The sequence below is a fragment of the Pararhizobium sp. LjRoot255 genome (assembly GCF_964252905.1).
Lineage (GTDB): Bacteria > Pseudomonadota > Alphaproteobacteria > Rhizobiales > Rhizobiaceae > Pararhizobium.
Window position 1 is genome coordinate 2815959 of sequence record NZ_CAXUPQ020000001.1, and the last position, 11978, is coordinate 2827936.

Annotated in this window: 12 protein-coding genes; 9 read left to right on the forward strand and 3 right to left on the reverse strand. The window is 59.7% G+C overall.

Annotation, left to right across the window (positions count from 1 at the left end; genetic code table 11):
• Positions 1-63: 63 nt before the first annotated feature.
• The 3 genes from choV to ACSQ2W_RS13615 form a co-directional block, all read right to left on the reverse strand.
• Positions 64-1113 carry a choline ABC transporter ATP-binding protein gene (gene choV, locus ACSQ2W_RS13605; protein WP_436086716.1) on the reverse strand — a complete coding sequence of 350 codons (1050 nt, stop codon included), beginning with the start codon at positions 1111-1113 and terminating at the stop codon, positions 64-66.
• Entirely contained in the window at positions 1110-1955 is an 846-nt protein-coding gene (gene choW, locus ACSQ2W_RS13610) for a choline ABC transporter permease subunit (RefSeq protein WP_436086717.1), read from the reverse strand. Before choW ends, choV begins: the two co-directional genes overlap by 4 nt.
• An 80-nt stretch (positions 1956-2035) precedes the next feature.
• Entirely contained in the window at positions 2036-2962 is a 927-nt protein-coding gene (locus tag ACSQ2W_RS13615; protein WP_436087783.1) for a choline ABC transporter substrate-binding protein, read from the reverse strand.
• A gap of 269 nt (positions 2963-3231) precedes the next feature.
• Between ACSQ2W_RS13615 and ACSQ2W_RS13620 the strand changes: the two genes are divergently transcribed.
• From ACSQ2W_RS13620 to ACSQ2W_RS13660, 9 genes are all read left to right on the forward strand, one after another.
• Positions 3232-3813: a thymidine kinase gene (locus ACSQ2W_RS13620; RefSeq protein ID WP_436086718.1), complete on the forward strand. Its 582-nt coding sequence runs from the start codon at positions 3232-3234 to the stop codon at positions 3811-3813.
• Positions 3814-3878: 65 nt separating this feature from the next.
• Positions 3879-4262 carry a c-type cytochrome gene (locus ACSQ2W_RS13625; RefSeq protein ID WP_436086719.1) on the forward strand — a complete coding sequence of 128 codons (384 nt, stop codon included), beginning with the start codon at positions 3879-3881 and terminating at the stop codon, positions 4260-4262.
• A 153-nt stretch (positions 4263-4415) separates the two neighbouring features.
• Positions 4416-5504, forward strand: coding sequence for a hypothetical protein (locus ACSQ2W_RS13630; protein WP_436086720.1), 1089 nt, complete (start codon positions 4416-4418; stop codon positions 5502-5504).
• 187 nt (positions 5505-5691) lie between these two features.
• Positions 5692-6840 carry a hypothetical protein gene (locus ACSQ2W_RS13635; protein WP_436086721.1) on the forward strand — a complete coding sequence of 383 codons (1149 nt, stop codon included), beginning with the start codon at positions 5692-5694 and terminating at the stop codon, positions 6838-6840.
• A gap of 4 nt (positions 6841-6844) precedes the next feature.
• Positions 6845-8755, forward strand: coding sequence for an AAA family ATPase (locus tag ACSQ2W_RS13640; protein WP_436086722.1), 1911 nt, complete (start codon positions 6845-6847; stop codon positions 8753-8755).
• Positions 8756-8816: 61 nt separating this feature from the next.
• The gene (locus tag ACSQ2W_RS13645; RefSeq protein WP_436086723.1) at positions 8817-9074 is read left to right on the forward strand and encodes a type II toxin-antitoxin system RelE family toxin; all 258 of its coding nucleotides are present in this window, start codon (positions 8817-8819) and stop codon (positions 9072-9074) included.
• Between the two features lies 1 nt (position 9075).
• Positions 9076-9492 carry a helix-turn-helix domain-containing protein gene (locus ACSQ2W_RS13650; protein ID WP_436086724.1) on the forward strand — a complete coding sequence of 139 codons (417 nt, stop codon included), beginning with the start codon at positions 9076-9078 and terminating at the stop codon, positions 9490-9492.
• A 22-nt stretch (positions 9493-9514) separates the two neighbouring features.
• Entirely contained in the window at positions 9515-10813 is a 1299-nt protein-coding gene (locus ACSQ2W_RS13655) for a DUF6638 family protein (protein ID WP_436086725.1), read from the forward strand.
• Positions 10806-11933, forward strand: a complete 1128-nt coding sequence (locus ACSQ2W_RS13660) for a DUF2333 family protein (protein ID WP_436086726.1) — start codon at positions 10806-10808, stop codon at positions 11931-11933. The genes ACSQ2W_RS13655 and ACSQ2W_RS13660 overlap by 8 nt, the downstream gene beginning before the upstream one ends.
• The last annotated feature ends 45 nt before the right edge of the window (positions 11934-11978 follow it).

The following is an 11978-nucleotide window of genomic DNA, read 5'->3' on the forward strand; positions in this document are numbered from 1 at the left end:
ATGCCAAACGCCCGGAGACAGCGGCCCCGGGCGTCCTATATACTGGCATTCGGGCCGGCCCGGTCAACTTCTGTTGCGATGCCGGGTCAAGCCTTCCACGACGTTCTGGGCATTGATGGTGCCGACGACGGCGCCATTGTCGACAACGCCGATGCTGCCCGGCTGGCGCGACATCGCGTCGAGAATGTCGATCAGCGGCGTTGTCGGCTTGGCGGTCGCCGTCACGCCGGCAGCGCCATCGGCGCGGTTGAGGCCCTGTTGCATCACGTCCATCGCCGTCAGCATGGTGATCGGGTTCATGTGCTGGACGAAGTCGGCGACATACTGATTGGCCGGGTTCTTGACGATCTCCTGCGGCGTGCCGCACTGGATGATGCGGCCGCCTTCCATGATGGCGATGCGGTTGCCGATCCGGAAGGCTTCGTCGAGGTCGTGGCTGACGAAGAGGATGGTCTTCTTCAGCCGGCGCTGGAATTCCAGCAGTTCGTCCTGCAAGCGGGTGCGGATCAGTGGATCGAGCGCCGAGAAGGGCTCGTCCATCAGCAGGATGGGCGCGCCGGTCGCAAAGGCGCGGGCAAGTCCGACGCGCTGCTGCATGCCGCCGGACAGTTCCTTGACCTGCCGGCCCGCCCATTTCGTCAGGTTGACCAGTTCCAGCTGTTCGGCAACACGGTCCTTGCGTTCCTTGTCCGGCACGCCGGCGAGTTCCAGCCCGAAGCCGACATTGTCCTCCACCGTGCGCCATGGCAGCAATGCGAACTGCTGGAACACCATCGAGACATCGTGCATGCGGAAGTCACGCAGCGCTTTTGCACTGGTCTTGTAGGGGTTGATCATTCCGTGCCCGGTCTTCACCTGCACTTCGCCGCGGACCACCGGCGCGAGACCGTTGACGGCACGCAAAAGGGTGGACTTGCCCGATCCGGACAGCCCCATCAACACCAGGATTTCGCCCTCGGTGATCGTCAGCGAGGCATCGGCGACACCGAGCACCAGCCCGGTGGCGGCGCCGATTTCATCGCGGGTCTTACCCTGATCGACCATGGCGATGGCCGCTTCGGGCTTGTTGCCGAAGATGATGTCGACATTCTTGAAAACGACAGCTTCGGTCATGCGCCTTCTCCTTCATCGGACGAGCGGAACAGGCGGTCGAGAATAATGGCGAGAATGACGATGCAAAGCCCGGCTTCAAAGCCCTTGGCGACGTTTACCGTATTCAGCGCGCGCAACACCGGCACGCCAAGGCCATTGGCGCCAACGAGGGCCGCGATGACCACCATCGACAGAGACAGCATGATCGTCTGGGTGAGGCCAGCCATGATCTGCGGCATGGCAAACGGAATTTCGATCTTGCGCAGGACCTGCGACGGCGTTGCGCCGAAGGAAACGGCGGCTTCCACAAGGGAGGGCGGCGTCGAGATAATGCCGAGGCGGGTCAGGCGGATCGGCGCGGGAATGGCGAAGATCACCGTTGCGATCAGGCCCGGTACCATGCCGAGACCAAAGAGGATCAGCGCCGGGATGAGGTAGACGAAGGTCGGGATGGTCTGCATCAGGTCGAGGACAGGGCGCATGAAGGCATAGAACACCGGTTTGCGCGCCGCGGCGATGCCGAGCGGAATGCCGACGGCCATGCTGACGAAGCTGGCGGCGAGCACGAGTGCCAGCGTCTCCGTCGTTTCCTTCCAATAGCCCTGATTAATGATCAGGAGCAATCCGAGAAAGGTAAACAGCGTGATGCCGATCGACCGGCGCAGCCACCAGGACAACGCAGTGACGACCGCAACGACGATCAGCGCATGCGGCGTCTGCAGGATGAATAGGAGGACAGCCACGACGCCCGACAGGAAGTTTGCGAGCTGATCGAAGAACAGTTCGAAATTGGTGGTGAGCCAATCGACGAAGGTCTTTGCCCCTGTGCCGATCGGAACACGATATTCGGTCAAAAAATCCACGGAAACATCCCATACCGGAAAAACGAAGCGGAAATCGGTTCAAAAAGGCGGGGAGATCGTCCCCGCCCTGTCTCCGCCGGTCAGAGACCGAGGGCTGTTTTCACGGCCGGCAATCCTTCCGCACCGTCCTTGGTGGTGACGCCGGCAAGCCACGGTTCGATGGCGGCCGGATTGGCCTTGATCCATTCCGTCGCGGCCACGTCCGGCTCCTTGCCGTCGTTCAGGATCTTGCCCATGATCTCGTTTTCCATCGGAAGCGAGAACTTCAGATTGGTGATCAGCTTGCCGACATTCGGGCATTCGGTGGTGTAGCCCGCGCGCACGTTGGTGAACACGGTTGCGCCGCCGAAGTTCGGGCCGAAGATATCGTCACCGCCCGACAGGTAGGTGAGCTTGAAGTTGGCGTTCATCGGATGCGGTTCCCAGCCGAGGAAGACGACCGGTTCACCGTCCTTTTCGGCGCGGGCGACCTGCGCCAGCATGCCCTGTTCGGAGGATTCGACCACCTCGAAGCCCTTGAGACCGAAGGTATCCTTGTCGACCATGTCGATGATCAGGCGGTTGCCGTCATTGCCCGGCTCGATACCGTAGATCTTGCCATCGAGCTCGTCCTTTTGAGCTGCGATATCCTTGAAATCCTTGATGCCGAGCTCTGCACCCTTGGCATTGGTCGCCAGCGTGTACTTGGCGCCCTCGAGGTTGGGGCCGAAGGATTCGACCGACTTGTCGTCGAGGAAGGGGCGAACGTCGTTTTCCTGGGTCGGCATCCAGTTGCCGAGGAAGATGTCGATGTCCTTGTTCTTCAGCGATTGGTAGGTGACGGGAACGGAAAGGACCTTGATGTCCGTCTCATAGCCGAGGCCCTTGAGGATCGTGCTGACGGTGGCCGTCGTCGCGGTGATGTCGGTCCAGCCGACATCGGAAAAGCGGACGGTGCCACAGCTTTCCGGTTCGGCCGCATAAGCGTTCGCAGTCAGCGCAGCCAGCGATACGGCCGCGGTCAGCATGAATTTCAGTGTCAATCTGGTCATCGTATCTGTTCCCCTGCGTCTTATGATTGTAGCCAATCACCAAATGTTCGCCAGTTCAAGCGCCTTGGTGTTACCTTTGAGTTTATTGGGACATTCGCCAGACAGCCCGCGTAAAACGACGTAAGATGTCGCATTGTCCGCGTTCTGCCGGGAAGTGTCGATTTTCTGTGGTTTCTGCGCTCGCGCTCTAGCCTTCCTCGCCCGGTCTGTTCATGAACGGTCGACAGCATACAGAAGAGGACGCCATGGCAAAACTGTATTTCAGCTACGCCACCATGAACGCCGGAAAATCGACGATGCTCCTGCAGGCGTCCTACAACTATCGCGAACGCGGCATGCGCACGGTCATTCTGATCGCCGCCTTCGATGACCGGGCTGGCACGGGCCGGGTATCCTCGCGCATCGGGTTGAGCGAGGACGGCATTTCCTTCACCCATGACGACGATCTCCATGCATTGGTCGAACGCCTGCATGCCGAAGAAACGATTGCCTGCGTGTTCGTCGACGAGGCGCAGTTTCTCGGCGAGGACCAGGTCTGGCAACTGGCGCGCGTCGCCGACCGCATCGGCATTCCGGTCATGGCCTATGGATTGCGCACGGATTTCCAGGGCAAGCTCTTTCCGGGTTCGATGGCGCTGCTCGCCATCGCCGACGAGATGAGGGAAGTCCGTACGATCTGCCATTGCGGCCGCAAGGCAACGATGGTGGCGCGGCTCGACGCAAAGGGCAATGTCGTGCGCGAAGGTGCACAGGTCGATGTCGGCGGCAATGAGAAATACGTCGTCTACTGCCGTCGCCACTGGGAAGACGTGATGAACGAAGGCTGACGGGCTATCGCAGGGCAGTCACGCCGTGCGATAATGGCGGCTTCGTTCTCCGGAGAAAACCACCGATGCCGCTGCGTCTTGTCCTGATCAGTGCCTGTCTCTGTCTTTGGGCGGGCCTCGCCCATGCCGGCGGCGACGCGGAAGCGGGGGCGCAGGTGTTCAAGAAGTGCGGCGCCTGCCATGCCGCGTCGGAGCCGGCGAACCGGGTCGGGCCGAGCCTGATGGGCGTTGTCGGTCGGTCTGTCGCGACCTTTGCCGGCTATGGCTATTCCGATGCCATGAAGGCCTTCGGCGCGGACGGCAAAGTGTGGGACGAAAATCTGCTTGCCGAATATCTTCTCAGCCCGAAAGCGATGGTGACGGGTACGAAGATGTCCTTTCCCGGCCTGAAAAAGGCTCAGGACATCGAAAACGTCATTGCCTATTTAAAGACCACGGCTACCAAGTAGGGCGTTTCCGGCAGGCAGGTTGCCGACAAGGGGATTGAAAATCGGCGGCTGGGCACTTGTGCTTCAAATCGCTGCTCCCATTATATAAATGGATGTCACGACCGAATAATTGACCTGCGCGGCGCGTCTGCACCGAAGCAAGAGGGGGAAACGATGGCGACACTTCAGAATTTTGAGAGCGAGATCGAGAAAACACGCGGCATCGTCGAACAGATGCGCGGCAAGATGAACCAGTCCGCAGTCGTGCTCGACCAGTTCGCCAAGTCCGACACCAAATTGGGCGATGCGAATTTCGACATCGAGAATGCTCGTATCCAGGATGTCATCAACCAGCAGAAGGTGATGGAAGGCAATATCGCCGACCTCATCATCGGACTGGAAGACGCGACCAACGTTTTCGGCGCCGAATTCGAGAGCATGAAGAGCTACACGGGGTATGAGAAGTTCATCGGCATCTTCTCCAAGCAGAGCGCGCAGCGCATGCGCACGGACCGCGTGCGCAACATGTCGCTTGCCGGTAATCTGCAGGAACTGCTCGCCAAATCCGACACCATCGTCGGCATTCTGAAGGAACAGAAAAGCGTTCTCGAGACCCGCTACAAGACCTCCGAGGCCAGTCTCGTCCAGGTGATAGAGCGGCGCAAGGGGACGATGACGAACCTGCAGGAGACGCAGAAGCGGATCGAGGAACTCAACCCGCTGTTGATGGACATCGAAAACAAGATCGCCGCCTCAACAGACCAGATGTCCCGCACCCAGCTCGAAGGCGAGCGCTCCGTACTGGCCACTGAATACAACGAGAAGCAGGCCAAGGAGCAGGAACTCCTGGCCGAAAGCCAGACGCTCGAGCGCTATACCTCGATGTTCCAGACCTTCGTCGATTCGCTCAACAACCAGATTGCCGCGCAGAACACGCTGATCAACAAGCTGACGATCGATACCGAGCAGCGCATCGTGCTCTACAAGGCGCTTGAGGATTCGTTGAAGACGGCCGCGCAGCAGGACGTCGCCCACAAGATCAACACGCTCGGCAGCCAGGTCGATACCGCGGCCGAAGAGACCATGGCCGGCATCGGCTCGGCGGCGCAACGCCACATCGGCGATCTCCTGGAAATGCACGAGAAGAACATGCTCTCGACGCAGGACATCCAGCGCCGCAAGAAACTCGCGGACGACGCCTTTGCCCGGCGGTTCCAGGCCGTCATGGACAAGCACAATTCGGCGAATTACGTGAAGCAGTAGTTCTGAGTATGCTCGCCAACGGCCGTGTCACAAAGCCCCTCACCCTAACCCTCTCCCCGCAAGCGGGGAGAGGGGACTACGGAGTTTGCCGCTTGTCTCTTCTCCCCGTTCACGGGGAGAAGGTGGCCGACAGGCCGGATGAGGGGCCGCGCTTGCCATACAGGGCGTTGCCGCGGGGTATTGCAGCATGAACGCCGCAACCGAAGGCCCGGTCGGCCAGTATTTCGCATCCATTCGGGCTGCGCTCGGCGGTCTTGAGATCTTTCTCGGCGATCGCAATTCGCCGCTTTACCGCAATTCGGTGGTCGGCGAAGTGGTCGTGCCCTATCTTGCGCGGCTGAAGGCATCCTTCTCCTGCTGGGAAAATCGGATCGGCTTCATCGAACAGTTCCGCATTTCCCGCGCCGAAAGCGGCTTTCCGGTGTTCCAGAACGTGCTGGAGCTGGAAAACGACCGGCAAACGGCCGAAAAGCGGCTGTCGGGCATTCCGCAAGCCGATGCGCTGCGACAGGAAATGGCCGACTTCATCCTTCGCCACAAGGCGTTTCCGGCCGCGCTGCAATCACGCATGGCCGAGCGGCTCTATCTCGAACAGATCGGCAAAGGCGATATCTTCTCGCCCTTCATCATGCCCGAGACGATCCGCGTTGCTGTCAATCCGAAGACGATGCGGCCCTATTACGTCGCCTGCTGGGGGGCTTTTGATGGCTCGAGCACCCTGCCGATGGTCTATATGGCGATGATCGAGGATTCGTCGGAAAAAATCGTCGGCATGCTGGTGACGGAGGACGGCAAACTCAATCCTGAGGTGGACATTCCCCTGCCGGTCGGCGGTCTGCTCAATCCGGAACTGGCCAGCCGCTTCGATGATTTCGCCTTGAAGAACAGCGCCTATTCGCTGACGCCGGTGACGATTGCCACCAATCTCGACAAGGATTTTCCCGAACTTCATCCGAAGCAGCTGCGCCGCATCGTGCTCGGGCCATTCTATTCGGCGGGGATCACCGAGAACAATGCCAAGATCAACGAGATACTCTCCAAGGTTCGCAAACAGGAAAATGCCTGGCTTCTGACCTGGACGGTGCAGGAGGTCTTTTCCAAGGCCGAGCGGCCAGCGCAGCGCGGCTTCTGGTCGTCGACGCCGGCAGCGGAAGAATTCCATATCGATACCGATAATCTCGAAGCGACGCGCATGGGCGTGAGTTCCTATGAGAAACATGCGCTGGTCCCGCACGATGCCTATCAGGCTCTCTACGCCGGTGGTGATGCGGCAGAGATTTTCGGCGACTACAAGGTGCATGTGATTTCCGGAAACCAGGTCATCAGCGAGGTGTGAGGCAATGTCACTGAACGCGGGCTTGACGACATTACACGAAGACGACATCGCCAAGCATCAGGCGGTGGCGCAAGGGCTGGTGACAAAGGTTATCATCCTTGAGGCAGATGGTCCGTCCGCCGGCGCGGCGCTCGCCGGCACCGGCCGCCGCTTCGTGTCCACCGTCTCGACCGGTGGACAGCGCCGCACCCGTGAGGTGGAGCTCTCCAAAACCATCCAGTCGGTCCGCGCTGGCGATCCCCTGATGTCGCCCGGCCAGCACGCGCTGCTCTATCGCTCGCGGCGCGGTTTGCAGGTGGCGCTCGCCGTTGCCGATGTCTTTGCCCGGCAGACCAATCTGGAAAGCTTGCAGTCGCGCAATGCCACGGCACCGCTGTCCGGAGATGATGCCAATCATTTCAAGGCGCTTCTGTCTGCCTCCGCCTATATTGCAGCCTTCACCTTCGCTGCCTATCTCGGGGCGACCTTGGCCGGTGAGGGCGAACCTGCCGAGGACGGATCGGAGCCCGATTTCCTGTTCGATACCCCGCAGGATGCGCTAAAAAGCATGATCTCGGCCCTCGATAGGACGATCGCCGGAGCGCCGGACGATGCGGCGCTGACCAGCCGGGCGAGGGTTTTTGCAAGGGTTGCGATCGAAGGTCTGATCGGCCGCAAGGCGCGGTTCACCGGGCTTTCAAGCTTCGAAAACGTCCATATCCGGCTCGATCAGGACGATTTCACCCTGAACGGCTTCGACGTTGCGCCCGGCGCCAGGCGAAAGCCGTTGGTGATGACCTTCAAGAAGCCGGAAGAGATCATCGGCAACCATATTGCCAAGTACCAGGCGCTGAAGCTTGCCAAGATGCTGATGGCCTATGATTTCGACCGGCAGATGAACCCCTTCGTCGAGCTCGGCGGCTTCCTCTTCACGTTCATCGGCGACGGCATGCCCGGCACGGGCAAGACGATCCTGATCCAGATGCTTGCCGGGATGCTCAACGATTACTGCGAGATCGCCGGATACGCCATGCACTACGAGAATTTCGGCGTCGACCAGATTTCCTCCTACCAGGGCAAGTCCGGGCAGAACTGCAAGGAATTCGTCAGCAACGTCATCAACCCGCGCGCCATCGGCTTCGGCACCATCGACGATGTTGATCAGGTGGCGGCCAAGCGTTCGGACGATCGGGCATCGGCCGGCCAGCACGAAGTGACGGCAGTGCTGATGGAAAGCTTCGCCGGCGCCTCGACAGTGATCCGTGGCAACTGCGCGTTCGGCATGTTCTCCAACTATCCGGAAAACGTCGACGATGCGCTGCGCCAGCGCGCCGGTGCCCGCTGGCTTGTCGACGGGCCGCAGTCGGAAGGTGATTACATCGACATTTTTGCGCTTCTGGTCGGCAAGAACCACCAGATTCCGCTCGGCGAGCATCAGCTGTTTGCGGGGCAGGAAATCAGGCAAGCCGTTTCGCAATCCTACGAAGCCCATTCCCGACCGAAGGAGGAAGGCCTCGTTGCCGTCTGGGAACGGTTCGAGAAGGAAGAGGGCAAGATCGAGACGCTCGCCGATGTCGGTTCCTACCTGCACATGATCAAGGAAGCAGAACCGCGCTTCACCGGCCGGGCGATCAGGAACATTACCGACGCGATCAAGATGCGGGCGATGGATGTGGACTTGCCCGACGACTGGTTCGCCGCGCCGGGAGCCTTCATGCACAGATCCTACGACGAGAAAAAAGCAATGATCGAGGAACTGCGCGGACCGGTCACGCTCGATATGGTCATGCAGGAAATCAACCGCTACGCCGATAGCGAATTCCGCTACACCGACAAATCCGACGATGCCGCTGTGGCCGACATCATCCGCCGCGAACGTCAGAGGGAAAAGGCTGTCCGCGAGATCGAGGCGATGAGGAAGGAGAGGCGGTGGTGAGGATAGGAATTTGCTGAGAGCTAATTTTCCTTGCTGTCGGGTTTAAAAGGCCGTAGTTTTCATGAGGAAAATTGTTCTGAGCAAGCAGGCGGCGACGGCGTTGCATCGCATGCCCCAAGCCGACGCAACGCGGATAACGAACAAACTGCAACAATATTCAGTTGATCCGGCATCAATGGCGAACAACGTGAAGAGGCTGCAAGGCTCGGACTATCTGCGATTGAGGGTTGGCGATTGGCGCGTGATCTTCAGCGAGGCAGGCGTTGTTATCGATGTGGTGAAAATCGCCCCGCGCGGGGACGTTTATAAAGGTATGTAGCATGAACTCGGCTGTATCCTTCAAAACGCCAAATGGCGAAGAATTGGTGTTGTTAAGCAAGCAGGACTATGAGGATCTTGTGAGGCAGGCCGAGTTGGCGGAAGACCTCGCAGATGCGGAAACGGTTCGCGTTTTTCATGAAAAGCTTGCGCGCGGTGAGGAAGAACTGATCCCGTTGGAGATTGTCAGCCGATTGATCGACGGTGAAAATCCCATCAGGGTCTGGCGCGAGCACCGAGGTCTGTCGGCGAAAAAACTCGCGGAGATGGCCGGCATCAGCGCCGCGTATCTTTCAGAGCTGGAAACGGGCAAGAAGGACGGAAGTTTGTCTGTTTTCAAAAGTATCGCGACGGCGCTTCGCCTCGACCTGGATGATCTCGTTCGGAACGAAACCGACAGCCCGGCCGACCGTCCATGATTTTGACTGAACGGCTGGCCGCATGAAACTTCTCCTCGAAGCCGAACTCATCTATGGGCGCCTGCTCGAAATTTCCGAGCCGCACCTGATTGCGCGTTACAACAAGGCGCTGCAGGGCTTTGGTCTTCGTCCGACGGCGCTCTCCTCGTTCCGGATCGACATGACCGGGTTTTCGCCGGAGATCGCCGATGAACTTGGTGACCGGGACTATCTCGATCCAAACCGTGTCAACCGCCGTTTCATCATCATGACGCCGGCACAGGAGGAGCTTCCGGTCGTCCATACGAGCTTTTCCAACACCGCCGCGCTGATGCACGAGTTCTTCGCCGCCAACGCCCGGGCAATCAACGCGGTGACGATCAAGGATGCGCTCTACGGCGAAATCGAAGACTCGGTCTCGGCCGTCCACGACATCGATGACCTGCTCTCGATCAACGAGGTTCGGTTTCGCGTGCTCTCGGCCGAGGACATGCTTGGCAAGGCAGCTGAACTCAGGGCTCTGGTCGATCGGTTGAAGGCGGAGCCCACTGCCTGGTCTGACGATGCGCTCTTGAACCGGATGGTCGAGCTTGCAAAAATCACCGGCGACATCCGCGAGAATGCGCTGGTTCCGGATCAGCTGGTTTTTCGCCACGATGCCTTCTGGGCCAATCATTTCGGCGGCGTCTATGTTTTTCTCGATGAAAAGACGACGACCGTCATCTGCGATCCCTCCGTGCCCGGTTTCCGCCGCTCGCGCCCCTGGCAGGTCGGCTATATCAGCCTCTCGGACCACCAACGCATCTACGAATTCCTCGCCTCGACCAACCGGCTGCAACTGCCGCAGGCCTCCTGGGTCGAGAGTTCCGGCCTCTATCAGCACCGGGCGGATATGATCCTGCGCGGGCTGGTCAATCAGGTGGATCCAACCACTGATCTCGGCGCGATCGATGCGATCTGGCTGCAGACGTGGATGCATCGCAACTCGGCGCTGGTATCGTCGGATGGTGCCTATCCTTTCCTGCAGACGATGATCCGCGCGGTGTCCGCATCAGGCACCATCAAGATGCAGGAGGTGGCGCCGGAAAATCGCTTCCTGCTCGTTCGCGCCGCCCCGGAGCATCCGGACCAGTGGCTCACCAACCGGCTGATTGCGCAACTGAACCCCACCGATTTCGTCTCCCGCTTCGTCTTTGACAAGCAGGGGTTTTATGCGGCCTATGAACATTACAGCGAAAAGTTCAGGGAATATGTTGTGGCGACACTGACCGGCACATATCTCAAGGACAAGGTGGCGTTCCGTAAGCATCTTTACGGGCTCAAGGAGGATGATAATGCTTGATCCGATCGTGGCGTTTTTCCAGCGTGGATTTTCCGCGATCGGCCGTGGCATCGGCCTGGTGGTGGCCTGGATACTCTCTCCCTTCATTGCCGTTGGGAATTGGTACCGCGAGCGCAGCTGGATCATCAAGGGCCCGCTCGGCATAGGTCTCCTGGCGCTGATCGCGCTTTATGGCTATTTCGTCTGGCAGACTCAGGCCTGGACCAATTTCGATCCGGATTACGTCAACCGCTACAAGCTCACCGAGCGCAAGAACGATGCCGGCCTGCCGGTCAAGGCAGCGGCCGGGCAGACGGCGCCGGCCAATACCTGCGAACGCTCGGCGATCGTGGACGTGACCGCGGATCTCGTCGACTTCAACGTCAACCAGAATGCCTGGATCTCGTCGATGGTGCTCTACAAGCTCGGCTTGTTCGGGATGGATTGGGACCACACGCCCTGGCTCGACAACAAGGCCTCCTTCCAGCGCGGTGTGAACCAGGCGATCCGCCGCACGACGGTCGAGCTGGTGGATTCGCTCGGCCGCGTGCGCGGTACGTCGAGCATCAACAACAATCTGCAGCGAGCCCGCAGCAACCTGCAGTTCGACGAGACGGCCTGGTATTTCGGCCTCGATCCGTTCGGACCGAAAACGCCGACGCCGAGCTTCTATCGCAGCGCCATGCGTGACCTGCAGGCCTTCAACGGATCGCTCGTCAAGTGCGAATCAATCTTCGACGCCCGCTCCGACAACCTGATCGAGTTCCTCGACCGCATCGCCAACGACATCGGCAGCACCTCGGCGATGATCCGCGAGCGCTCGGAAAACCACAATGGCGGCTGGTTCGATACACGGGCGGACGATCGTTACTGGTTCGCCTATGGCCAGCTCTACGGCTACTACGGCGTCATGGCCGCAGCCGGTGCCGATTTCGACGCCGTCATCACCCAGCGTGGTCTTGCGCCGATCTGGCAGGAAAGCATCAAGCAGCTGAGGTCGGCACTGCGCATCCAGCCCCTGATCATCTCGAATGGTCGGGAGGATGGCTGGATTATGCCGACGCATCTTGCGACGCTCGGCTTCTATGTGTTGCGCGTCCGCTCCAATCTCGTCGAAATGCGCGATATTCTGGCGCGATAGGGCGTTTTCATCAAATGGAGACGGAAGGACGCTGTTCTTCCGTCT

Coding starts and splice junctions, on each gene's coding strand:
- ACSQ2W_RS13635 (WP_436086721.1), top strand. CDS start 5,692: ATGAACGCCGCAACCGAAGGCCCGGTCGGCCAGTATTTCGCATCCATT.
- ACSQ2W_RS13650 (WP_436086724.1), top strand. CDS start 9,076: ATGAACTCGGCTGTATCCTTCAAAACGCCAAATGGCGAAGAATTGGTG.
- ACSQ2W_RS13620 (WP_436086718.1), top strand. CDS start 3,232: ATGGCAAAACTGTATTTCAGCTACGCCACCATGAACGCCGGAAAATCG.
- ACSQ2W_RS13640 (WP_436086722.1), top strand. CDS start 6,845: ATGTCACTGAACGCGGGCTTGACGACATTACACGAAGACGACATCGCC.
- ACSQ2W_RS13615 (WP_436087783.1), bottom strand. CDS start 2,962: ATGCTGACCGCGGCCGTATCGCTGGCTGCGCTGACTGCGAACGCTTAT.
- ACSQ2W_RS13645 (WP_436086723.1), top strand. CDS start 8,817: ATGAGGAAAATTGTTCTGAGCAAGCAGGCGGCGACGGCGTTGCATCGC.
- choV (WP_436086716.1), bottom strand. CDS start 1,113: ATGACCGAAGCTGTCGTTTTCAAGAATGTCGACATCATCTTCGGCAAC.
- ACSQ2W_RS13660 (WP_436086726.1), top strand. CDS start 10,806: ATGCTTGATCCGATCGTGGCGTTTTTCCAGCGTGGATTTTCCGCGATC.
- ACSQ2W_RS13625 (WP_436086719.1), top strand. CDS start 3,879: ATGCCGCTGCGTCTTGTCCTGATCAGTGCCTGTCTCTGTCTTTGGGCG.
- ACSQ2W_RS13655 (WP_436086725.1), top strand. CDS start 9,515: ATGAAACTTCTCCTCGAAGCCGAACTCATCTATGGGCGCCTGCTCGAA.
- ACSQ2W_RS13630 (WP_436086720.1), top strand. CDS start 4,416: ATGGCGACACTTCAGAATTTTGAGAGCGAGATCGAGAAAACACGCGGC.